The following is a 22,892-nucleotide window of genomic DNA, read 5'->3' on the forward strand; positions in this document are numbered from 1 at the left end:
GTGACATGTGCAGCTGACGAATACTAATCGATCGAGGACTTAACTAAATTTTTGTTTGATGATTGTTTACTTCTTATCTAGTTTTCAGGGTATAACCCTATGGTTTAGTGACATTAGCGAAGAGGTCACACCTGTTCCCATGCCGAACACAGCAGTTAAGCTCTTCATCGCCGATGGTAGTTGGGCTTAAGCCCCGCGAGAGTAGGACGTCGCTAAGCCAACCTTTTTAAGCTTTGTGAAGTAATAATATGGTTGATTTCATGATATTGTTCCACAGTAGCTCAGTGGTAGAGCAATCGGCTGTTAACCGATCGGTCGTAGGTTCGAGTCCTACCTGTGGAGCCATTTTGCTTCCATAGCTCAGTGGCAGAGCACTTCCATGGTAAGGAAGGGGTCGTCGGTTCAATCCCGACTGGAAGCTCTCTATTTCCATACTGGCCCGTTGGTCAAGCGGTTAAGACACCGCCCTTTCACGGCGGTAACACGGGTTCGAATCCCGTACGGGTCACCATTATATGTTGGAGGATTAGCTCAGCTGGGAGAGCACCTGCCTTACAAGCAGGGGGTCGCAGGTTCGAGCCCTGCATCCTCCACCATCTTGCCGGCCTAGCTCAATTGGTAGAGCAACTGACTTGTAATCAGTAGGTTGGGGGTTCAAGTCCTCTGGCCGGCACCATTTTAATATGTTGGAGGGATAGCGAAGTTGGCCAAACGCGGCGGACTGTAAATCCGCTCCCATCGGGTTCGTAGGTTCGAGTCCTACTCCCTCCACCATTTTAAATTATATCTTAACTTAGACAGTGAACTTATTCACTGTTATTTTATTGGGCTATAGCCAAGCGGTAAGGCAACGGTTTTTGGTTCCGTCATGCGTTGGTTCGAATCCAGCTAGCCCAGCCATTTAAGAGCCATTAGCTCAGGCGGTAAGGCAACGGTTTTTGGTTCCGTCATGCGTTGGTTCGAATCCAGCTAGCCCAGCCATTTAAGAGCCATTAGCTCAGTTGGTAGAGCATCTGACTTTTAATCAGAGGGTCGAAGGTTCGAATCCTTCATGGCTCACTCTTATTTTGGGGCCTTAGCTCAGCTGGGAGAGCGCCTGCTTTGCACGCAGGAGGTCAGCGGTTCGATCCCGCTAGGCTCCACCATACATATGAGTTAAAGGGGTTGGACGTTAGTATAATGTCTGATCTTTTTTTTATAGCCTATTTTAGTCACAACCATTTTTGGCTGTGGCTTTTTTAAAAATAACGAAGATACCTTAACAAAACTCATGACTCGTGGTATAGTGAATGATTGTGAATAGTAAATAAAGAGAATCAAATAGAGAGTCAGAAAAATACACCACATGAGATGATGGTAGTAAAAATAAGTGAATAAGCTATAGGAGGCCGACATGAGAAAACAAGGATTTGATCCACAAAAGTACATCGAAGAACAGTCGAAATTTATTTTAGAACGTGTTCATCAATTTGATAAGTTGTATTTAGAGTTTGGTGGTAAGCTAATTGGGGATAAACATGCTAAACGTGTGTTGCCTGGGTTTGATGAAGATGCGAAGATCAAACTGCTTCAAAAATTAAAAGATCAGGCAGAAATTATTATTACAGTGTATTCTGGTGATATTGAACGCAACAAAATTCGGGGAGATTACGGAATTACATATGAAATGGATGTCTTCCGTCAAATTGATGAACTTCGTGGCTTTGGTTTAGAGATTAACAGTGTCGTGATTACGCGTTATAACCATGAACATTCAACTGATGTCTTCATTTCAAAATTAGAAAGACGCGGCATTAAAGTCTATACCCATGTCGCTATTCCAGGTTATCCTTCAGCAGTAGAGAAAATCGTCAGTGAGGAAGGTTATGGTATTAACCCCTATATTGAAACGACAAAACCAATTGTTGTTGTTACAGCACCAGGACCAAATAGCGGTAAACTTGCTACTTGCCTAAATCAGCTCTACCATGAACATAAATTAGGTAATCAAGCCGGTTATTCTAAGTTTGAAACATTCCCCGTCTGGAATGTACCGCTTAAACACCCACTTAACGTAGCATACGAAGCAGCAACAGTTGATTTAAAAGATGTCAACATGATGGATTACTTCCACTTTGAAGCTTACAATGAAGTGGCTGTTAACTATAATCGTGACCTTGAAATGTTCCCGGTTGTGAAACGGAGTATCGAAAAGATTACCGGTAAAGAATCAATCTATCAATCACCAACAGACATGGGTGTCAACCGAGTTGGTTTTGGTATTACGGATGATGAGGTCGTTAAAGAAGCGTCTAAACAAGAAATCATCCGTCGTCACTTCCATACAGAATGTGATTATAAAAAAGGCTTATTAGATGAAGAAGTTGTTAATCGGATGAAACTTATTATGGAAGAGCTTGAACTTAAAGAGGAGCACCGTGTACCAGTTGTGCCAGCAAGAGATTATGCGGGAGAATTAAAAGCGACTGATCATAAAGATAGAGCTGCCGTGATGGCCTTTGAATTAAATGACGGCACTGTTATTACGGGACGTAGTTCTAACTTAATGGATTCTTGTTCAGCCGCTATTTTAAATGCGATTAAGCATTTAGCGAATATTGGTGATGAAATTTTCTTGTTATCTCCGATGATTATTGAGACGATGAAAGATTTAAAAACAGATAAACTTCACAGCAAAGTTACGACACTGAACGCCAATGAAGTCCTCATTGCTTTAACGATTGGAGCGGTTACTAATCCGACAGCCCAACTTGCAGTGGATAAATTACATGAATTAACCGGTGTACAAGCACACTCAACGGTGATGTTAAGTAAAGATGATGAACAAATCCTAAAACGTCTCGGTATTGATGTGACGTGTGATCCGGTGTATCCATCTGAAAACTTATATTACATGTAAGGGTAGATAAATGCTGATAGACAATTGACCAGATAAAACAGGTTTATAATTACCAAGGTGGTAGTTATAAATCTGTTTTTCTTCATCTATGAGTGTATATGAGAAAGTGATAGGCCATAATTATGAGAGTAGAATGAGAAGTTGATAAGAAAATAAGGAAAAATGATGGATAATCACTCAAGCATTTAGAAGATATGCTATAATGAGGCTATCTGTGATTCTAAATGAAGTGAGTGGTAATCTATGAAAAGAAGGATGTGGCATCATGCTTGGTGAGGGAGTTTCGTTATTTAATTTATTACGTTTTACAGTTGATATTGCCCTTGTCTGGTATGTGTTTTATAAACTCATTATGTTGCTTCGGGGAACGAAGGCAATTCAGCTACTTAAAGGGATTTTTGTTGTATTTATTATTTATCTAATTAGTTATTTCTTAAACTTACAAACTGTTCAAGTCATGATTGAACAAATTATCGTATGGGGACCATTGGCTGTGATCATACTGTTCCAGCCAGAATTAAGACGAGCGCTTGAACAGATTGGCCGGGGCAGCTTCTTTAGCCGTAACCGGAGATCAGAGGAAGAAATTTTTCATGAATCACTTGATGCGATTATAAAGTCAGTAAATTATATGGCGAAGCGTCGCATTGGGGCACTTATCACAATTGAACGTGAAACAAATATGGGTGACTTTATCCAAACAGGGATCCCGATAAACGGTCAATTAACCCATCAATTACTGACGAATATTTTTGTACCAAATACACCGTTACATGATGGTGCTGTCATTATGAAAGGGAATCAAATCATTGCGGCAGCCTGTTATTTACCACTGTCAGAAAGTCCGTTTATCTCAAAAGAATTAGGGACAAGACACCGGGCTGCAATGGGAATCAGTGAAGTAAGTGATGCATTAACGATTATTGTATCTGAAGAAACAGGGCATGTCTCGCTGACAAAAAACGGAGAGCTTTACCGTGATATTGATGAGAAACGCCTCGTTGATCTATTATCAAAGGAATTGGCACCTGAGCTAGAAAAAACCTCAACCTTTAAACAATGGAGTTGGAGGGGGAAAAAGAAATGAATGATTGGTTAAATAAACCGTGGGTCATTCGTGTGATTTCACTGTTCTTAGCGATTCTTACTTTTTTAGTGATTTCATTCGATAATCAAGATACACGCAGTGCAGATGTTGGTAGTTTTGATTCTATTTTTAATAATTCGAGAGAATCTGAAACGTTAGAAGATGTTCCGGTGAATATTGTGATTGATGATGAGAAGTACGTGGTAAGTGGTGTACCTGAAGTTGTAACAATGTCACTTGCCGGGACGGTGAGTGTTATTCAATCGACTGTCACACAACGTAACTTTGATGTATATGTGGACTTAGAAGGGCTCTCGCCTGGTACGCACACGGTCCCGATTAAACATGATGGTGTATCAAGTCGGATTGATGTGAGTTTTGAACCAGAAAATATTGAAGTAACCATTGAAGAACGAGGCAGTGGCACGTATGATGTAGTCGTTGACTATAGTAACTTGGATCAAATGCCTGAAGGATTTGAGATTGAATCAGCAACTGTTACTCCGCAGCAAGTTGAAATAACGAGTGCACAAAGTGTGATTGATCGTATTTCAAGTGTGAAAGCTTTCGTTGATGTGGAAGGAATAGAAGAGTCAATGACACTGACCGATGTTCCTGTGCGGATATATGACAATGAAGGAAACCAAATGAATGCGCGCATTGAACCAGGAACAGTGACCGTTGACTTAGAAGTGATTAATCCGAGTAAAGAAGTCCCAATTGATGTGACGACAACAGGTGAGTTACCAGATGGCGTCCGTCTTATTGAGACCGCTGCTCAAGCTGAGAACGTGACCGTCTATGCACCGTCAAGTCAGCTAGAAGGTATTGAACAAGTCGAGATTGAACCGATTGATTTGTCGGAGATTACTGAGACTACGACGCTTGAGGTTACATTACTTGTGCCAGATAATGCGACAAGCTTAAGCCGAGAAACAATCGAAGTGACGATCGAAGTGGAAGAAGAAACAGAAACGACATTAGATGATGTAGATATCACCATTGATAACGTAACCGATGGATTAAATGCAACCTTTGTGAGTCCTGAGAGTGGCCAGATTGCGGTCACTTTTAGCGGCTTTCCATCAGACCTTGAGGCAATGAATGTTGATCAACTCGACTTAGTGGTGAATGCGAATAATCTCGAAGAAGGTGAACATAACCGCTCACTAGAGTATAATCAGTTAGATAATATCCAAATAACATTGCCGGTTGAGGATGTTACGATTCGAATAAATTAGGTACATAAATAAAGGAGCGAATTTCTTATGGGAAAATATTTTGGTACAGATGGTGTCAGAGGTGTCGCCAATAAAGGTTTAACACCTGAACTTGCGTACAAATTGGGGCGTTTTGGTGGCTTTGTCTTAACAAAAGAAACCGAACGTCCACGTGTATTAATCGGAAAGGATACCCGTATTTCAGGCGATATGCTTGAAAATGCGCTCGTTTCAGGTTTACTGTCAATTGGAGCGGAAGTTATGCGTCTGGGTGTTATTTCAACACCAGGTGTTGCTTACCTGACAAAGGCGATGTCGGCTGAAGCAGGAGTAATGATATCAGCGTCACATAACCCAGTCGAAGATAACGGGATTAAATTCTTCGGTTCAGATGGCTTTAAACTGACTGATGCACAAGAATTAGAAATCGAGGCGCTAATTGACGAAGAAGAAGACACATGCCCTCGTCCAATCGGTAAACATTTAGGGCAAATCAACGATTATTATGAAGGCTCACAAAAATACTTGCATTTCTTAAAGCAAACGGTTGATCATGATTTCGATGGTCTTCATGTGGCACTTGACTGTGCGCACGGCGCGACATCGTCACTGGCGACACACTTGTTTGCTGATTTAGATGCCGATGTTTCAACCATTGGTGCCTCTCCTGATGGGCTAAATATTAACGATGGTTACGGTTCAACCCATCCTGAGAAACTCCAAGCCTTTGTCCTTGAGAAAGAAGCGGATATTGGTCTTGCTTTTGACGGAGATGGTGACCGTCTCATCGCGGTTGATGAAAAAGGTCAAATCGTTGATGGTGATCAAATCATGTTTATTTGTGCCAAATATTTTGATAGCATTGGTCAACTAAATGAACATACGGTCGTGTCAACTGTCATGAGTAACTTAGGTTTTTATAAAGCGATTGAAGCCAATGGTATGAAGAGTGATAAAACGGATGTTGGTGACCGTTACGTGATGGAAGAAATGCGCCGCGGTGGCTACAACTTAGGTGGGGAACAATCCGGACATATTATTTTCCTTGATCATGTGACAACAGGTGATGGTATGCTTTCAGCACTTCAGCTTGTGAATGTTATGAAAGAAACGGGTCAACCATTATCAGAGCTTGCTGCTGAAATGGAAAAGTTCCCACAAGTGCTTAAGAACGTTAAAGTCGTCGACAAAAATCAAGCACTTATCGATCCATATATTCAAGAAGTTACTAATAAAGTGGAAACTGATATGGGCAGTGATGGTCGCGTGCTCGTTCGTCCATCAGGTACAGAAGAACTCGTCCGCGTGATGGTAGAAGCGCCAACGATTGAACGTTGCCACGAAGCGGCTGATCCTGTTGTAAACATTATTCAAGAACGCTTAGGCTTAAAAGCAGAGTAATAGTAAATAGACGAGTTATGGTGAACGACTTCATTAACACATCATTTGATAAAGAACTAAAATAAAGATATAAAGAAAGGGTGTCGCACTTGTGCGACACCCTTTTTGACTAAGCTTATACAAGTAGATTAATTAGAAAAATTGTTGTATAACTAATTATTTAAACCATGCTTTAGCGAATTTGTTACCGACAATACCACCGACAACCATAAAGATTAAGAAGATCCAGCCTGAGAGTGAGAACTGTGCGATTGGTGTATAAAGTGCCCCAACGTTACAGCCGTTAGCAAGACGGGTACCAAAGCCCATTGCCAGACCACCTAAAGCGAATAAGACAAGCTCACGTTTTGATAAATGCATTTCCGACATGAATGTCTCTTTGAATTTATTAGCTGTGAGTAGGAAGAAAATCGTTCCCAACATAATCCCAACATTTTGTGTGTTAATTGGGTGACTAAAGAATGGTGCACTATAATGTTCTGGTGCGCCTGAAGTGAAAGTAGCTAATGATTCAGCTGAGAAACCAAACAGCATTAAAACTTTACCGAACCAGAAGCCGTAAGGTGTAGAAGCTCCCCAGCCTGACTTTGTCACACCCATTAACAAGGCGAAGATAAGAGTAATGACAACCGCACCTTGTTTTAAAGTCCAAGGACGAATAAACAGGCGGTGATACGTTTCTGATGAGAAAAGACTGTAATCTTTCGTATCAAATGTACTTGGTTGGTCTTGTTGTGCTTCAACAAAGTGACCAGAATACGTATTGTTTTGTTTGCGATAACGCTCATATTTAAAGCTTAAGAATATAACGATACCACAGAAGATTGCGGTAAGGACTAACGCGCCGATGAAGCCATTTAGGCCATCCCACTTGAAAAGGTCTGGTAAGAAAATGCCGCCTTCAAATGTCGCAGAGTTAAACCATGTTGTTGTGACAAATTCACTGTTACGTTGGATAGGAAAACCTAAGAATACACCCATACCGAAGAAAATCAAAGTAACAAAGGCACGTGGTAAAGCAGTCACTAAATCTGTGAGTACCCCGCTTGCGCAACAAGCTGAGAAGGACATCCCGAAACCAAATAGAATCGCACCAGCAATTAATCCTAAGTTAATTGGGTTAATCCAAAGACCAAATGTTGTTGGATCAGCGTTTAATAAAAAGGCGGTAGTGACAAGTGTTGAGATAAAGAACATAAACATCAATGTCCGTAATAACTTCGTTGATCCTGTTGTGTAGGCGCGGTTAATACTACCCGCAAAACCCGTGTAAGCACGTGATAAAGCGTAACCTAATCCCAGTCCGACGATCAAACGGAAAAATAACATCTCTGTTTCTAAAAAGTTAGCGCCTAACAAAATGACACCAGCTAGGAAAATGAAGCCAACAACGGGCTGCATATTAGAAACACTAGCTGTTTTAACCTGTGTTTTTGACATACTCATAAAACGTTCTCCCCTTTAAAAAATATAATGTGATTTATTTCACATTAATTATACCCCTATCCCTAACCCTATTTCAATAGTTTGTGAAGAAAGTTCATAATTTGTACACTTTTTCACATATAAAGATTAAAAAGTGTTGACTGTGTTTATGGCCGTCAACCTGAAAAAAGCTAAGGACAAGTGGTTAGTCGTTTTAAAATGAATAAAGGCATAAGTTAAAGGTGAAAGAAAGGAATAGATGCGGATGAGGAGAAGCGTTATTTCATTATATTAAAAGAACTACCAGATTATGAAAAATACTATTGAAAAAAACTTAAACTTTCGATAAAATAGAGAAGTCGCCCGGCGACGCAGTCAGAAATAGAAAGGTGGATCGTGATAAAAGTATACAGCGCCAGAACTACACGGACGGTGTAGTTGACGAGGAGGAGGAGTATCGAACGTTTCGGCGGATGCCTCCCAGTTGTCACTCCAACTGTAAGCTATAAATAAAACAAAAAGGTGACTTTTTGGCCAATATTTATCGTAAGAGTACAAAACTTAAAAAACGAGAAAGGGGTAATAAATGCCCCTTTATTAAAGTGTGGCTTTTATTACCCCTTATTAGGAGGATATAAAAGTTATGTGCGGAATCGTTGGTTATATTGGAACAAATGAAACAGTATCGGTGTTATTAAATGGATTAGAAAAGTTAGAGTATCGCGGGTATGACTCAGCAGGCATTGCAACATTGAGTGATCGTGCGGTTAATCTATTTAAAGTTAAGGGGCGTATTCAAGCATTACGTGATAAAGTAGGAACAGAAGGTGAATCAACCATTGGGATTGGTCATACGCGCTGGGCAACACACGGTGAGCCGTCAGAAGAAAATGCCCACCCACACCAATCACAATCAGGACGATTTACATTAGTACACAATGGTGTGATTGAAAACTACTATGAATTACGTGATGAGTATTTAACAGACGTGACTTTAACAAGTGAAACAGATACTGAGATTATTGTGCAGTTAATTGAAAAGAAATTCAATGAAACAAATGATGTGTTAACAGCTTTCAAAAACGTGATGAGTATGTTAAAAGGTTCTTACGCGATTGGCTTACTAGATAAAGAAAATCCAGATCTTATTTATGTATCAAAAAATAAGAGTCCACTTCTTGTTGGTCTAGGGGACGACTTTAATTTAGTCGCAAGTGATGCGATCGCGACATTAAAACAAACAAACACTTATCTTGAAATTGAAGATGGTGAAATTGTGTTAGTTGAAAAAGAACAAGTGCGTATCCAAAAGCTTGATGGAACAACTGTTGAAAGAGAACCTTTCATCGTTGAAACAGATGCAGCTGATACCGAAAAAGGCACGTATGATTACTTTATGATGAAAGAAATTGATGAGCAACCATTTGTTATGCGTAAAATTATCCAACAATATCAAGATGAATCAAACAATATTAAAGTAGAACAAGTTGTCAGAGATGAAATGGCGAAAGCTGATCGTATCTACATTATCGCAGCAGGTACAAGTTATAATGCTGGTTTAGTTGGAAAGCAAATTATTGAAAATGTCGCAGGTATTCCTGTTGAAGTCCATATCGCGAGTGAATTTTCATATAATATGCCACTGTTGTCTGAAAAACCATTATTTATCTTTATTTCTCAAAGTGGTGAGACAGCAGATTCGCGCTCGGTGCTTGTTAAAACACAAGCAATGGGACATCCATCAATCACAGTTACAAACGTACCAGGTTCTACCCTTTCTCGTGAAGCGGACTACACATTACCGCTTTATGCTGGGCCTGAAATTGCGGTTGCTTCGACAAAAGCCTATACCGCACAAATTGCTGTACTTACAATCTTAGCGGTTGACACAGCAAAAGCAAAAGGTAAGACACTGACCTTTGATCCGCTACAAGAATTGGCGATTGTCGCTAATGCGATGGAAACATTGACGGATAAAAAAGATGTATTTGAGCAAATGGCGCTTGATCTTTTTAAAGATACACGCAATGCATTCTACATTGGTCGCGGTGTCGATTACTATGTCGTACAAGAAGCGTCACTTAAACTCAAAGAAATCTCTTATATTCAAGCAGAAGGTTTTGCTGGTGGAGAATTAAAACACGGCACGATTGCCTTAATTGAAGAAGGCACACCGGTCATTGCGATTGCCACACAAGAGAACGTTAACTTATCAATCCGTGGTAACGTACAAGAAGTAGCTGCCCGTGGTGCTAACACCTGTACCGTAAGTATGGAAGGCTTAGAAAAAGATGAAGATCGTGTTGTACTCCCACACGTTCATCCATTGTTAACGCCACTTGTAAGTGTCGTACCAATGCAACTGCTTGCTTACTATGCTGCTGTACAACGTGGTTGTGATGTTGATAAGCCAAGAAACTTGGCGAAGTCAGTTACAGTAGAATAAGTTATTTTTGACGTGAGTAGTTAGTGTGGTTTTATAATAAAGTTTGATCGTTTAGAACAAAGTTTGATCATTCATAATAAAGTTTGATTAAAAAAACCTCTTCAGATATGTAATGTGGCCCCTTTGTCAAGGACATTTTAAAAAAGACTCTTATAAAAAATTCAATAAATATTGCTCTCTGTAACTAACAGGGGGCAATTTTTTTGGTTCTTTGTCAAATAGTGTTGGTGAGAAGTTTTAACCAATAATTTCAAGCTTATATTTCACATGTTTCAGCTCTCTTTATGCAGCTGAAACATGTGTTTTATTTTGTGTTTTTTTCTTCTGTGGTTCAACTGGTTTGAACGCAAAATGTAAAAGAATTCGATTCTTATAATTTTTGAAATTACGATAGTGTGGTTTTATAATAAAGTTTGATCGTTTAGAACAAAGTTTGATCATTCATAATAAAGATTGATCATTTATAATAAAGTTTGATTAAAAAAACCTCTTCAGATATGATATCTGTAAGAGGTTATTTTATTATTAGGAGATGAAATAATGGCGAAAAGAAAGCGAATGTCATCTACTGAAAACAAAATAAAGAAGGGTTATGGTGAAGGTCAGGGTGTAGACTACAAGCCTTGGATTACCATTCAAGATGTTCCCTCTTTAGGGCGTGTTACACGCTTAAAAGGAATAAAGATTCCTAGACAGTTTGAATTTCTGTCAGACTTGGAGCGAAACTACTTTTATTTGTTGGAATATTCAGATAAAGTAATTGATATTAGAGAACAATACCCGTTATTACCGTTAGATGATACGCTTTTGATTGCAAAAGAATTGGGTTTGAAGCATCCGATAGACCCTAAAACAAAGGAACCGATTGTTATGACTACAGACTTTTTAGTCACTATGCATAATGGAACAGCTAACATGCATGTAGCTCGAACGTTGAAGTATAAAGATGAACTAATGACTGAGCGAACGCTAGAAAAGTTTGAAATTGAGCGAGTATATTGGGAAAAACGAGAAATAGATTGGGGTATTGTAACGGAAGGTGAAGTGTCTAAAGTTATGGCAACTAACATTGCTTTCGTTCACAGTTACACACGGTTGAATGACATTGAAGGCTTTGATCAATTAACATCTGTAGAGATAGATGAGATGGTTGTCTACTTTGTGCAAAGGTTAATGGCTGAAGATCAATCTGTTAAACAAATTGCTAGAATCTATGAACGGGATTTTGGAATGCCATCAGGTAGTGGTCTAGCCTTGTTCAAACACTTAATTATAACGAAAACGATTAAAATAGATTTATCATCAAAGCTGAACGTTGAAGACATTGTGCAAGTAAAAAGTATTCAACAAGATTTCTCAGAAAAGGTGAGGGCATTATGATTTATAACAACCAAGTGTACCAATACGTAGACAAAGAAGGTAAAAATCGAATTCGTGTTATCTCAATAGACTCAGCAATATTGTATTACGTTGATTTGCATGGCGGAACTGCTATGCCCAAAAAAGCAACAATAGAAGATATGGAAATAGAAATAGAGAGTAATGTATTAATCCCTATCTCGGATCCATTTTTAAAGAGTTATGCAGAAGAAGATTTAACTGAGAAACAGCTAGAGAGACGTAACCTAAACTGGGAGATAGTATTTAAAGCATGGAGTCAATCAAAAGAGTCTATTTTGAGTAAGAAAAATCGTAAAACTGCTTTTCTTGAGATTGCTGAAGAGCATCAAATTACTGAACTTAAAGTGAAACGACTATTTACGCGTTTCTGGCAACGCGGCTTAAATAAAAATGCTATGTTACCCGATTACATGCATTCTGGTGGCAAAGGGAAAGTTAGAGAGTTGTCTCAGGAGAAAAAAGTAGGACGACCAAGGATTTATGGAGAAGAAGAACAGGGAATCAATATAACAGAAGATGTAAAAAAGCAGTTTAGACATGTGATAAAGAAATATTATAGAAAATCAGAAAAGCTTACGTTAAATGATACTTATCAATATCTGTTAAAAGAATTTTACTCAAATAAATATCATGAAGGAGAATCTGTAAAATATAAGGTTTGGTATAAATCAAAGGTTCCAACCTATAATCAATTTTATTATTGGTACAAGAAAACAGAAGAGCCACAGTTAGATATCCAATTGCGATATAGCAAAAAAGAATATGAGCTCAAACATCGCCCAATACTAAGTCACTCTGCGCTGGAAACTGATGGGCCAGGAACACGATTTCAAGTTGATGCGACGATTGCGGATATTTATCTCGTTAGTTCATTTGATCGCAACCTAATTATTGGGCGCCCTGTTATTTATGGCATTATGGATGTTTATTCGCGTTTGATTACTGGTGTTTATGTTGGATTAGAGGGTCCCTCTTGGATTGGTGCGATGATGACATTAGATAATATGACAATGGATAAAGTTGAATTTTGTAAGCAGTATGACATTGATATCGATAAATCTGAATGGCCCGCACATCATTTACCAGAAACCATTATTGCTGACAGAGGGGAATTTGAAGGTTATGGTGTTGAACAATTAATTAACAATTTAAACGTTAAAATTGAAAATACTTCTCCTTATCGTGGTGATTTAAAAGGAATTGTAGAGCGTCAATTCAGAACAATTAACGAGAAGATTAAACGTAAAGCACCTGGTGCTATTCAGAAAGAATTCAGGGAACGAGGAGATCGAGATTATCGGTTAGACGCTAGTCTTAACCTAGAAGAATTCACGAAAATTATTATTCATTTAGTCTTGAATCATAATCAGCGAACCATTGAAAAGTATCCATTAGAGAAGGCGATGATTAAGGAGCATTTGACACCTTCTCCGTTAAATCTTTGGAAATGGGGTCTTTCAAACAGGAAAGGTTCTCTTCAAACGGTTCAAAATCGTAGTATTCTAAGGCTTAATCTACTTCCAAAAGGAAAAGCGCGAATTACAAGAGCAGGAATTAAATTTAAAGGATTGTCTTATGGTTCTGATAAAGCACTAAATGATCAATGGTATTTAAAGCGAAAGAGTGAACGTATAGATGTCGTTTATGATCCTAGATCAATGGATAAAATCTATATTCCGTATATTGATGGAAGAGGTTTTGATACGTGTTACCTATTAGAGAGGAGATCTCAATATAGAGGTGAATCATTAGAAGAAATTGAGTTCTATCAACAGTTGTTGCAGGAGTTAAAACAGTCAGAAAGCCTTAAGCAAAGAGAAGAAAGATTAAATACTGATGAAGAAATTGAGTCTATTATCAAAAAAGCTGTCAAACAAAAGAAAGCAAATGCTAATGTATCAGCAACAAAGGGTGAAAAAATCAAAGATATTCGTGTGAATAAAAAAGCAGAAAAAGCGATGAATCGCCAAAAGGAATCTTTTGATTTGAACCAAAACAAAAAGGAGTCGCCTGCTCAAGTAGTTTCAATTGAGAAGGAAAACGAGGAGGTTGAACAATCAAAAACGTCTTCAAGCTTAATGGAAAAACTTCGCAAGAAACGAGATGAGGAATTTGGAAAAGATCAATGATTTAGTTCTAAAGGGTACATTTAAAACCGCAACGTATGAACAAAAAGTCTTGTCAGAATATAATAACAATCCTTTTATAGAAGCTCTCCCTTCAATATTTAATGAAGACGATGTCTTAGAACGCTTTATGGTGACCCCGAGAATTAGTGAGACTGATAAAAAGAGCGAGTCTAATATTCGATATCACATTTTGAAAAGAGCGAGAAATTTTATCCAACCTTTACCTATTCATTTTGAAGTTGAACGCCGGTTATCAACTTTAATTAGAAGAGGATATCTTGCTAGGAATCCTTTAGATAAAACTTTTTTAGAAAGAATTCGCGTATTACATGAATTAAGAGAAGAACAAGAACTGGCTCATAAACACATTGAGGACCGCTTGAATTATATTCGTTCAACAGCAGACAGTTTATCAATTATCGGTATTTCAGGGATTGGAAAAACAACGGCTATTGAGCGGCTCTTACCTATGTATCCACAAGTTATTAAACACGAAACATACGCAGGTCAACCATTTAATCGAACGCAAATAGTTTGGTTGAAAATTGATTGTCCCTATGATGGTAGTTTATCAACCTTATGTAAAAGTTTTTTTAAAGCTATTGATGATTTATTAGGTACCCGTTACTTAGAAAAGTATGGCTATTTGAATCGTGTAACATCGACGATGTTATTGCACATGACTTCTTTAGCAGCCATGTTTGGTATTGGAGTTTTGGTGATAGATGAAATCCAGCATTTGCTACACTCTAAAAATGATCAAGAAGAAATGTTGAATTTCTTTGTGACATTATCAAATACAGTAGGCATACCAACCGTGTTAATTGGGACATCTAAGGCTCAACAATTGTTTAAGGGAAATTTTAGGCAGGCAAGAAGAGCATCAAGTGACGGGGCGGTCATATGGGATCGAATGGCTGAAGAAAGTGAAGAGTGGGAGTTCTTTTTAGAAACGTTATGGAAGCTACAGTGTCTAAAGACGCCAACTACGCTGACTAATGAACTGAAAGTAGCATTCTATAGAGAGTGTCAAGGAATCACAGCCGTTGCGATTAACTTATTCATATTAGCTCAAGAACGGGTTCTATTTGACGAGGGAAATCCCGAAGAGATTCTAACACCGCGTGTGTTAAAGAAAACGGCAGAAGAAGATATGCAGACACTACAGCCAATGTTAAATGCCATTCGTAATAATAATTTAGCAGATATGATGAAATACGAAGATATCATGATTAACCTTGATGAGGTTATGTTAAATCACAAGAGAGATACTGAAATAAGCGGTCGTATTAAAGAAGCGTTTAAAGAACGACAAAACACGATTGATTTAAAACGAAAAGACATTATTGAAAGCTTATCAATTGAAGTAGCTGCACTCGGTATATTTGAACATTTAAGCAGTCAAGATATTAAAACACTTTCGACAAAAGTTGTAGAGACGTACCCTATAGATGTAGATGTCTCAAAGTTAAAGTCTGAAGTTATCCAGAAAGCAATTAAATTAAATGAAGATAAGAACAGTCATAAAGAAACAGCTAAACTAAAAAATATAGAAACGTTACCTTTGTTAAAGCTAAGGAATCAGTCGTTAAATAAAAAAGTACATCCATATGATCATTTAAAAGACAGGGGTTACATTAAAACGCCAATTGAAGAGTTCTATTAGGGGGTTAAAAACTTGTTGCCTTTCTTTACTGAACCTTATCCAGATGAATTAGTTTATTCAATGATTGCACGCTACCATTTTTATAGTGGGAATATTGATTGCAAAGATACTTTAGAAGAAGTATTTCAAAATCGTTCTGTTATCCCTAGCGTGGAAATTGGTAGCCACTTTGATGCTTTAGCTCATCAAATGGGGAGTGCCTATTCTGCTGAATATTTACTGGCTAAACATACGGTATATCCTTACTATGCGCCTTTTTTATCAGAAAAACGTCAAGGCGAAATTCTTCAAGATGTGAAAGGCGATGGTAAAGGACTTTACACACGGTTAGGGATAATCGCTGGTAGTATATGCAGAAGGAAAGGCTTATATTATTGTCCGTGTTGCGCTAAAAATGATATAGAAAAATATGGTGAGCCTTATATTCATAGAGAACATCATTTACAAGGCATTGATTTATGCCCTCATCATGGCAATCACTTAAGAAAATATCCTGTTGTCCTTAATACACGAAGTCGAATTGAATTTGTTCGTTTTGAATCAAATAAAATGGATTTGCATTCCATTGGTGATAATAGTGAAGAACAACAGTTAAGGATAGCTAAAATGGCTTATCAGCTTTTGATTAGTAAAATAGCTTTATCATCGCGTGAGCAAACGTCAAGTAGGTACCGAGCGTTGCTTAGAGAGAGGAATTATATCACATCGGCAAACCGCGTACGACAAACAGATCTCTATCAGGACTTTAATAGGGTATATTCACAAAAAACACTTAAAAAATATCAGTCTATTTTAATTGAGAGCGATGAATACAGCTGGCTAAAAGTACTGACCCGTAATATCGAACGCCACGTTCATCCATTGCGGCACTTATTGTTTATGGATTTTTTAAATGTAGATTATGAGGCTTTATTGAATAAAAACCGAGATAATGGTCCTTTTGGTGAAGGACCGTGGCCGTGCTTAAATAAAACAGCTTCTCATTATAAGAAATTGGTTATTAATAAAGTTCTTGTTTCTAGAGACTCTAAGTCTGGTTTGCCAATAGGCACCTTTATATGCGGATGTGAATTTGTATATTCAAGAAAAGGACCTGACAAAATAAAGAATGATATATACGATATCGGCCGAATTAAACGCTTAGGAAGTGTTTGGATGGCCGAACTAAACACATTGGCGAAAGAAGGCTATAGTTTAAGAGGAATGGCGAAAAATTTAGGTGTTGATGCCAAAACAATAAAGAAGTATTTAAATCAACAAATTGAGGCACAAAATGAACCTAAGGCTACTGATACGTTGACTGTCCAGCGGTATCGCAATCAATTAATAGAAGGGATAAAAGCCTATCCTAATCAATCAAGGACCGGAATAAGAAACTTATTTCCTAGTGTTTACATGTATTTATATCGGCATGATCGCGACTTCCTATTTTATCATCTTCCAACAAGACGTAAAGGGGTTGCGAAGGGGAATAATGTAAATTGGAAGATTCGAGATAACAACTATTACAAAGCTATATTTAATCTTAATAATGAGCTGAGAAAGATGGAAAAGCCATTACGTATAACACGTTCCCTTGTTGGAAAAAGGTTAGGGATATTAACGAATTTAGAGAAACATATTGATAAACTGTCCAAAACAAAGATATTACTTGAGGCAGTAACTGAATCGACTCAAGAATTCCAAGTTCGGCGTTGTTGTCGTATTATTGATGAGCATATAAATCAATTTAATGAGGTGGCCTTATGGAAGGTGCAACGAACAGGTGCGGTAAGATCGAGCCATTTTGCGGTAATTAGACCTGTACTTGAAGAGTATATCTCACAAAAGAGAAAGGAGACAAAACATGAAGAAACGTCAAATTAAAATCTCTTGGCCATTTCCAGACAACGAAGATGCCCAGTTGATTTGGATAAGTACCCCTTTTAGATACAATAATAAAATGATGATTCATGCCTATTTTCGCCTGAAGGGTGAAACAAAGAAGATTCGCCTTGATTGGGGCAGTTTACCTTTTTTAGCTATACAACATTATTATCAAAATGGAGTTTTATCGGCTAGTAAGCCACCAAAGGATTTGAAGGATATAGAAATAACAATTAATCCTAGTGCGGTACATTATTATGAAAAAGAATGGGCTATACAAGGCTCACCAGATATAGATATATCACAAAGTTACAATTTTACTTTTCAAAACCAAAAAATTGTACTCCCACTCATTGAAGTCATTCGAAGTGTTTTAGCACCAAATGTATTCCTTTTATACCGTCTGTTTGAATCCAATTCATTTCCTCAGTATTTCACAGAAAGTGCAGATGCAGGTATGTTTCATCTTGATTTTTCATCACAATACGAGTTGACATATACCCGTCCAGAATATTTATATCAGTTGTTATGGTTATTAACTAATCAAGATGTACGTCAAGTCTATGAAAATATAGCTTTTGCTTGGATTCAGACCAACTCAATAAAGTTTGATTGGGATTTTAAACAACCGATTACGATTACTGCGCGTGTTAAAGAGAACCGTGGTTATTTAACAATTCTTCAAATATTAAAAGTGAAAAATAAACAAATAACATATCAGCGAGTATCAATCTCACATCCTGAATTACAGTTAAGAGAAAAATCAAATCAACCCAAAAAATACACATTTCATCGCCTTTCTTCAAGTAATAAAGATGATGCGCTCTTACTTGATCAACAAGTTGATGGCTCTCACCAAGGCATGGAACTTGTTCAGATGAATCAACAAAAGCATGAATACATAACGATACCAACTATAAAAAAGCTTAAGAGGCATACGACAAAAGAACGAAATCAAATAGATGAGAATACAAAGAAATACTTTGGAAACACGGATAATATTCGTTCAACGGCAGATGTTGGTGGTTCTAGGTTGACCAGAGGTTTAGAGCACCAAATGCTGCAGGACATTCAAGTTCAGGGAGATTTAAAAGACTTTATCAATTTATTAAAGGTTCTTGAGTCCAATCAAGAGGTGCTGTCTATCCGTGTAGCAGTAAAAGAGTTACCACAGGGAGTTGGTAAGCGGAAGTTTGCCAAGCTGAATGATGGGATTACGGATAGAAAATGCATCATTGCGAGTGTGAAAATGCAGCAGGGTGAATTATATAAGGTAATAGAGGTAGAACGTGAACATAAGTCTTTATCTACAATGATTTTATCGTCATACAAAAATCAAAACTGGGAAGAGATACACTACCAATTACTACTTAATCTTGTCCGCGATAGTGGTTCTTGGACAAGTCAATCACTAAACGGAATTAAAAATAAGGGATAAGTATTATGAAATCTAAACACAGTAAAAAAGGGATAAGGCACCAAGCGATGTTATTGCTTGGAAAATTAGTTTAGTTATTAAAGGTATAAATGAACAGATTGTACAATTTTTTAACGTAAAATTTTAAAAAGAAATATTACGTTTTATGGCATGAATGACGTTAAACAGGCATTGATATTTATTTCAGAAGGATTAAAGAGTATGGCAGATGTCTTGCATGGTGTTTATCTATTAGTTAAACACCAGTTATGGTTTGTCCGTTGTCCACGAAATATCGGGTTTAAAGTGCGTGTGAAAGACCGTAAAGATATTCTGGATGACTTTAAAAGCAATCAACAGTTCCTAGTATTCTTTGACTTTTCGATGTCGATTCAGCGCACTATCCGTTCTTAAATATACTGGAAGAATTTAATCAAGACTTGAAACGCTAAAAAAAGCGAAAAAAATTTCAGTTTATAATTGGTCTTTTCAAAAAATCAAACACGCCCAGTATTTTAAATTCATTTTGAAGAATTTATTCATGCTATTTGGTGTTGCTTTAACAATAAAACTAAACGATGTGAGGTTTTGCACCCCTTCCCAATTGCTAACTAAGGTTATTGAGTTGGAAAAATTCTTTAAGATAGCCATTTATTCGCTCTACAGAGATGCGATACTTAGTGATTATTTTCCGCGTCTGTGGTCCATGTGCCAGAGCTGAATATTTTCAAAGATCTGTTGTTATCTTAAATTTATACGCTTTTTTACAAATACCTTCGGTATTTAAAGGGCAATCGATACATTCTTTAGGTCTTGTGTAGTTTAATGTTTCGTATTTCTTATCATAGCTATCATAACAATACCAATGTTCACGTAAACATGTCTAAGCAAAACGTTCATCATATCCGATGAACTCTCGTTCATCCTTCTTATTGTAGGCGATGAGGTACTCCCTTGCTGTTACACGGTATGCAAGTCGTTTTGCAACACATCATGTATTACTCATTGGATTAGTGGTTTATAGCATTGGTTATACAATTATGATGTCAGCTAATAATTGGTACATACTTTTAATTGTAAATTTAATTGCTACAATAGGAGAATTGTTATATTCCCCTATATTAAATGCAGAAAAAGCTAACATGATGCCGGTTAACCAACGAGGATCTTATTCTGCCTTTGCAGGAATAGGGTACAATGGAGCGAATCTTATTGCAAGATTAACAATTATTGTGGGTGCATATTTAGTTCCTTCTATGATGAGTGTCTATATGGGGTGCATATTATTAATAGGGTCTTCTTTTTTATATATTGGAATGTTTGTTCAAGGAAAAGTGAAAGATGTTGAGTCTCTGAAAAGTAAAACAACTTAAATTTAACTATATTGTGGTTATATGAACTTAAAACAATTAAATTATCCAAAGTAATATCCATACCCTTTAGCATTTTTTATAAAAAGAAATTTTAATAAAAATGTGTGTGTATGATTATATTCGATTTATTTTCCTACTATACAGAATTAATGAATAAAATAATATGCAAATTATTAAGGAGAATTATCATGTCTATAGTAATTTTGAATAGGGTGTCAAAAGAGGAAAAAAATTATGCGGATTGGTTACGAGATACAACGGAAGAAATTTATATCTTTAATCACAAAGAATCAGCAAACACTTTCAATGGTGAAAGAGTAAATGTAAAAGTATTTGAAAATTATACACAGAATGGACTTGTAGATTATGAGGTTATTAAGTTACATGAAAAAGATTCTATTAAGGCTCTAGTGGCACTAGAAGAAGGAGAAATAATTAGAGCAGGTTACTTACGAGAATATTTAAATATTGAAGGTCAAAAGTATGAAAGCGCTGTAAAATTTCGAGATAAGCATTTGATGAAGTTAAAATTAAGCCAAAACGGAATTAATGTACCCCCTTTTAGAATGATTAAAAATAAGACAGACTTAATAGATTTTATTAAAGTTGAAGAATATCCCGTTATCATTAAACCTCTTGACAGTTGGTCATCTAAGGGAATTGAGATAATTAAAAACAAAGCCGAATTGAAAAAGTGCTTGCTGTCAAATCCTTTAGAGAATCATTTAGTCGAGAAATATATAAATACTCCCATATATCATGTTGATGGGATAATCATTAATAATAAGTATAAATTTATTTGCTCCTCAGCATATATTAATACACCATTAGCATACAAAGAATATAAAAGCTTTGGCTCGGTTCTCTTTGAAAGAGGAAATAATTTAAGTGAAAGATTAATAGAATTTGTTAAACATGCTCTATCCAAAATGCCTTTAGCAAAAGATATGTCATTTCATGTAGAGGTTTTCCATGATGAAAGAAACAATGAGTTCTTAATTTGTGAAATGGGTAGTAGAACTATTGGTGCAGGTACCGACAAAATAATAAAACACTCATTTAATATAGACCTTGATAAAATTTTAACGCAGGCAGTATGTGGGGTGGATTTAGATTTAGAAATCAAAGAAAGAAATGTATCAGGTCAATTATTTATAAGACCAAAGAAAGGTTTTTTGAAACATATCCCCAAAAAATTACCTTTTGAGTGGTGTTTTGATTACGAAATAAAGGGTTATATTGGAAAGTATTACGATGGTTCCTTAATGAAATCAACTGAAGCTTATGCTGATATATATTTTGAAGGTGAAAATCAAGAAGAACTTTTAAGTAGAGTGAAAATCTTAGAGCAATTTATGATCGATAATACTGTATGGTCATGTGAATAATTACTAATATCTAAGGATAAAATTTAAAAATGGATAAGGTGATGTAGATATGTTGAAGCTGGAGAGTAATATTGATGTATTTGAATTCTTAAGTCCTAAAGAGGATAGTGATATTGTATCATTGAATTCAATTCGACTAAAAATTACAGATCGTTGTCATTGGAACTGTTGGTGGTGTCATAATGAGGGTACTGGGGAAAGAAACCCTAAAGTAACAAGAGACATTGAGTTTAAAGGGGAATTTGCAAATGAGTTTCTTAGTTTATGTGAGTCATTAGATATAAATGAAGTTCATATTACAGGTGGAGAACCTTCAGCTTACAGTGGTTTAGTGGATTCAATAAAATTTCTAAAAGAACATGGCTTTACTGTAAAAATGACTAGTATAGGAAATTCAGAAGAGGTTGTAAAAAATATAATAAATTCAGGAATAGATGGAATAAATTTTAGTTTACATGCTATTAACACAGAAGAACTACACTCAACGCAAGTTAATCGCTCCTTTAAATGGATGAAACTACAACAAGAAAGACAATTAAAAAGTATATTTCTTGCTAAGGATGCTGGTATTAAAGTTAAGTTGAATACAGTAATGGCTTCAGCAAAGGATATAACTAGGATAAAAGAGGTAATTGATTGGTCATTTAAAAATGATATTGATATGAGAATACTTCATGAGGTAAACCTATTAGAGGAGTCGGTAAATGCCGTAAGAGAGTTGCTTGATTCATATGGTGCTATAGAAACTAGAAGAAAATACATCTATGGATCTTCTAGTGGAATGATATTTTATGAGATTCCAGGAAAGAGGGAAATCGGATTCAAGATATTATTACCGCAGTACCTTAATATAATGTGTAATAATTGTGAAATGAAGAAAAATGGTACTTGTGGTGAATATTTTTATGGAATTCGCCTTGAAAATAAATTGGGTGAGAATAACATTCGTTTATGTGTGCATCAGACTAATGAAAATACTTACATGGGGTTAAATAAATTTAAAAATAGTGTACAATATAATGAGATTAAAAGAAAACAAGAGGAATATAAAAACTCTCAATTTATGTAAAGGAAGGAAATGGACAGGTTACACTAAACTAGACTATTTCGTTAAGGTCGGTTAAACTTGTGGGACTAATCACCCGAGGGAGAGACCAATCATGGAAAAAAGAGC

The 22,892-nt window shown here is 36.7% G+C and carries 15 protein-coding genes, 9 tRNA genes, 1 rRNA gene and 1 pseudogene; 24 read left to right on the forward strand and 2 right to left on the reverse strand.

All coding sequences use genetic code 11. The features are described 5' to 3' along the window. The first annotated feature begins 103 nt into the window (after positions 1–103). The 14 genes from rrf (at position 104) to glmM (ending at position 6,607) form a co-directional block, all read left to right on the forward strand. Positions 104–218, forward strand: a 5S ribosomal RNA gene (rrf, locus tag BM098_RS10760). Between the two features lie 52 nt (positions 219–270). After that, positions 271–345: transfer RNA gene (locus BM098_RS10765), tRNA-Asn, on the forward strand. Positions 346–349: 4 nt separating this feature from the next. Next, a tRNA-Thr gene (locus BM098_RS10770) sits at positions 350–421 on the forward strand. A gap of 15 nt (positions 422–436) precedes the next feature. Continuing rightward, positions 437–511, forward strand: a tRNA-Glu gene (locus BM098_RS10775). Between the two features lie 9 nt (positions 512–520). Then, positions 521–596: transfer RNA gene (locus BM098_RS10780), tRNA-Val, on the forward strand. Between the two features lie 4 nt (positions 597–600). Continuing rightward, positions 601–676: transfer RNA gene (locus BM098_RS10785), tRNA-Thr, on the forward strand. 12 nt (positions 677–688) lie between these two features. Continuing rightward, positions 689–774: transfer RNA gene (locus tag BM098_RS10790), tRNA-Tyr, on the forward strand. 51 nt (positions 775–825) lie between these two features. Continuing rightward, positions 826–900, forward strand: a tRNA-Gln gene (locus BM098_RS10795). An 86-nt stretch (positions 901–986) separates the two neighbouring features. After that, positions 987–1,059 (forward strand) — tRNA-Lys (locus tag BM098_RS10800). A 10-nt stretch (positions 1,060–1,069) separates the two neighbouring features. Further along, positions 1,070–1,145: transfer RNA gene (locus BM098_RS10805), tRNA-Ala, on the forward strand. 248 nt (positions 1,146–1,393) lie between these two features. Then, the gene (locus BM098_RS10810; RefSeq protein WP_089833210.1) at positions 1,394–2,899 is read left to right on the forward strand and encodes a DUF1846 domain-containing protein; all 1,506 of its coding nucleotides are present in this window, start codon (positions 1,394–1,396) and stop codon (positions 2,897–2,899) included. Positions 2,900–3,164: 265 nt separating this feature from the next. After that, a complete protein-coding gene (gene cdaA, locus BM098_RS10815; RefSeq protein WP_089833212.1) occupies positions 3,165–3,986 on the forward strand; it encodes a diadenylate cyclase CdaA in 822 nt (273 codons plus the stop codon). Next, the gene (locus BM098_RS10820; protein WP_089833214.1) at positions 3,983–5,227 is read left to right on the forward strand and encodes a CdaR family protein; all 1,245 of its coding nucleotides are present in this window, start codon (positions 3,983–3,985) and stop codon (positions 5,225–5,227) included. Before cdaA ends, BM098_RS10820 begins: the two co-directional genes overlap by 4 nt. A 27-nt stretch (positions 5,228–5,254) precedes the next feature. Beyond that, positions 5,255–6,607, forward strand: coding sequence for a phosphoglucosamine mutase (gene glmM / locus BM098_RS10825; protein WP_089833216.1), 1,353 nt, complete (start codon positions 5,255–5,257; stop codon positions 6,605–6,607). A gap of 156 nt (positions 6,608–6,763) precedes the next feature. Here the strand turns inward: glmM and BM098_RS10830 are convergent, their stop codons facing one another. After that, positions 6,764–8,053, reverse strand: coding sequence for a YeeE/YedE family protein (locus BM098_RS10830; protein WP_234987486.1), 1,290 nt, complete (start codon positions 8,051–8,053; stop codon positions 6,764–6,766). A 622-nt stretch (positions 8,054–8,675) separates the two neighbouring features. Between BM098_RS10830 and glmS the strand changes: the two genes are divergently transcribed. From glmS to BM098_RS10865, 7 genes are all read left to right on the forward strand, one after another. Continuing rightward, the gene (gene glmS / locus BM098_RS10835; RefSeq protein WP_089833218.1) at positions 8,676–10,478 is read left to right on the forward strand and encodes a glutamine--fructose-6-phosphate transaminase (isomerizing); all 1,803 of its coding nucleotides are present in this window, start codon (positions 8,676–8,678) and stop codon (positions 10,476–10,478) included. 540 nt (positions 10,479–11,018) lie between these two features. Next, a complete protein-coding gene (locus BM098_RS10840; RefSeq protein WP_089833220.1) occupies positions 11,019–11,858 on the forward strand; it encodes a TnsA endonuclease N-terminal domain-containing protein in 840 nt (279 codons plus the stop codon). Further along, positions 11,855–14,008: a Mu transposase C-terminal domain-containing protein gene (locus BM098_RS10845; protein WP_089833222.1), complete on the forward strand. Its 2,154-nt coding sequence runs from the start codon at positions 11,855–11,857 to the stop codon at positions 14,006–14,008. The genes BM098_RS10840 and BM098_RS10845 overlap by 4 nt, the downstream gene beginning before the upstream one ends. After that, complete coding sequence (locus BM098_RS10850) at positions 13,983–15,674, forward strand: ATP-binding protein (RefSeq protein ID WP_089833224.1); 1,692 nt, start codon at positions 13,983–13,985, stop codon at positions 15,672–15,674. Before BM098_RS10845 ends, BM098_RS10850 begins: the two co-directional genes overlap by 26 nt. 12 nt (positions 15,675–15,686) lie before the next feature. Beyond that, positions 15,687–17,540 (forward strand): TnsD family Tn7-like transposition protein, encoded by a 1,854-nt coding sequence (locus tag BM098_RS10855; RefSeq protein ID WP_089833227.1) that lies wholly within the window; start codon positions 15,687–15,689, stop codon positions 17,538–17,540. Beyond that, entirely contained in the window at positions 17,521–18,978 is a 1,458-nt protein-coding gene (locus BM098_RS10860; RefSeq protein ID WP_234987487.1) for a Tn7-like element transposition protein TnsE, read from the forward strand. The genes BM098_RS10855 and BM098_RS10860 overlap by 20 nt, the downstream gene beginning before the upstream one ends. A 150-nt stretch (positions 18,979–19,128) precedes the next feature. Beyond that, positions 19,129–19,371 (forward strand): hypothetical protein, encoded by a 243-nt coding sequence (locus BM098_RS10865; protein WP_234987488.1) that lies wholly within the window; start codon positions 19,129–19,131, stop codon positions 19,369–19,371. A gap of 199 nt (positions 19,372–19,570) precedes the next feature. Here BM098_RS10865 and BM098_RS13785 read toward each other — a convergent pair. Then, positions 19,571–19,903, reverse strand: a pseudogene (locus tag BM098_RS13785) (IS5/IS1182 family transposase); the annotation flags it as partial. Between BM098_RS13785 and BM098_RS10870 the strand changes: the two are divergent. The 3 genes from BM098_RS10870 to BM098_RS10880 all read left to right on the forward strand — a co-directional run bounded on the left by BM098_RS10870 (position 19,899) and on the right by BM098_RS10880 (position 22,787). Further along, a complete protein-coding gene (locus BM098_RS10870; protein WP_143423406.1) occupies positions 19,899–20,330 on the forward strand; it encodes an MFS transporter in 432 nt (143 codons plus the stop codon). The pseudogene BM098_RS13785 and the gene BM098_RS10870 sit on opposite strands and share 5 nt — an antisense overlap. 188 nt (positions 20,331–20,518) lie before the next feature. After that, positions 20,519–21,718, forward strand: a complete 1,200-nt coding sequence (locus tag BM098_RS10875; protein WP_159430172.1) for an ATP-grasp domain-containing protein — start codon at positions 20,519–20,521, stop codon at positions 21,716–21,718. Between the two features lie 49 nt (positions 21,719–21,767). Further along, a complete protein-coding gene (locus BM098_RS10880) occupies positions 21,768–22,787 on the forward strand; it encodes a radical SAM protein (protein ID WP_089833234.1) in 1,020 nt (339 codons plus the stop codon). Positions 22,788–22,892: the final 105 nt, after the last annotated feature.

The sequence above is a fragment of the Halolactibacillus halophilus genome (assembly GCF_900115605.1).
In the GTDB taxonomy this organism is placed as follows: domain Bacteria; phylum Bacillota; class Bacilli; order Bacillales; family Amphibacillaceae; genus Halolactibacillus; species Halolactibacillus halophilus.

Bases quoted from the DNA above. Each gene is read 5' to 3' on its own strand.
- BM098_RS10880 (WP_089833234.1), top strand. From the start codon at position 21,768: ATGTTGAAGCTGGAGAGTAATATTGATGTATTTGAATTCTTAAGTCCT.
- glmS (WP_089833218.1), top strand. From the start codon at position 8,676: ATGTGCGGAATCGTTGGTTATATTGGAACAAATGAAACAGTATCGGTG.
- cdaA (WP_089833212.1), top strand. From the start codon at position 3,165: ATGCTTGGTGAGGGAGTTTCGTTATTTAATTTATTACGTTTTACAGTT.
- BM098_RS10860 (WP_234987487.1), top strand. From the start codon at position 17,521: ATGAAGAAACGTCAAATTAAAATCTCTTGGCCATTTCCAGACAACGAA.
- BM098_RS10830 (WP_234987486.1), bottom strand. From the start codon at position 8,053: ATGAGTATGTCAAAAACACAGGTTAAAACAGCTAGTGTTTCTAATATG.
- BM098_RS10820 (WP_089833214.1), top strand. From the start codon at position 3,983: ATGAATGATTGGTTAAATAAACCGTGGGTCATTCGTGTGATTTCACTG.
- BM098_RS10875 (WP_159430172.1), top strand. From the start codon at position 20,519: ATGTCTATAGTAATTTTGAATAGGGTGTCAAAAGAGGAAAAAAATTAT.
- glmM (WP_089833216.1), top strand. From the start codon at position 5,255: ATGGGAAAATATTTTGGTACAGATGGTGTCAGAGGTGTCGCCAATAAA.
- BM098_RS10865 (WP_234987488.1), top strand. From the start codon at position 19,129: ATGAATGACGTTAAACAGGCATTGATATTTATTTCAGAAGGATTAAAG.
- BM098_RS10870 (WP_143423406.1), top strand. From the start codon at position 19,899: ATGAGGTACTCCCTTGCTGTTACACGGTATGCAAGTCGTTTTGCAACA.
- BM098_RS10845 (WP_089833222.1), top strand. From the start codon at position 11,855: ATGATTTATAACAACCAAGTGTACCAATACGTAGACAAAGAAGGTAAA.
- BM098_RS10810 (WP_089833210.1), top strand. From the start codon at position 1,394: ATGAGAAAACAAGGATTTGATCCACAAAAGTACATCGAAGAACAGTCG.
- BM098_RS10850 (WP_089833224.1), top strand. From the start codon at position 13,983: ATGAGGAATTTGGAAAAGATCAATGATTTAGTTCTAAAGGGTACATTT.
- BM098_RS10840 (WP_089833220.1), top strand. From the start codon at position 11,019: ATGGCGAAAAGAAAGCGAATGTCATCTACTGAAAACAAAATAAAGAAG.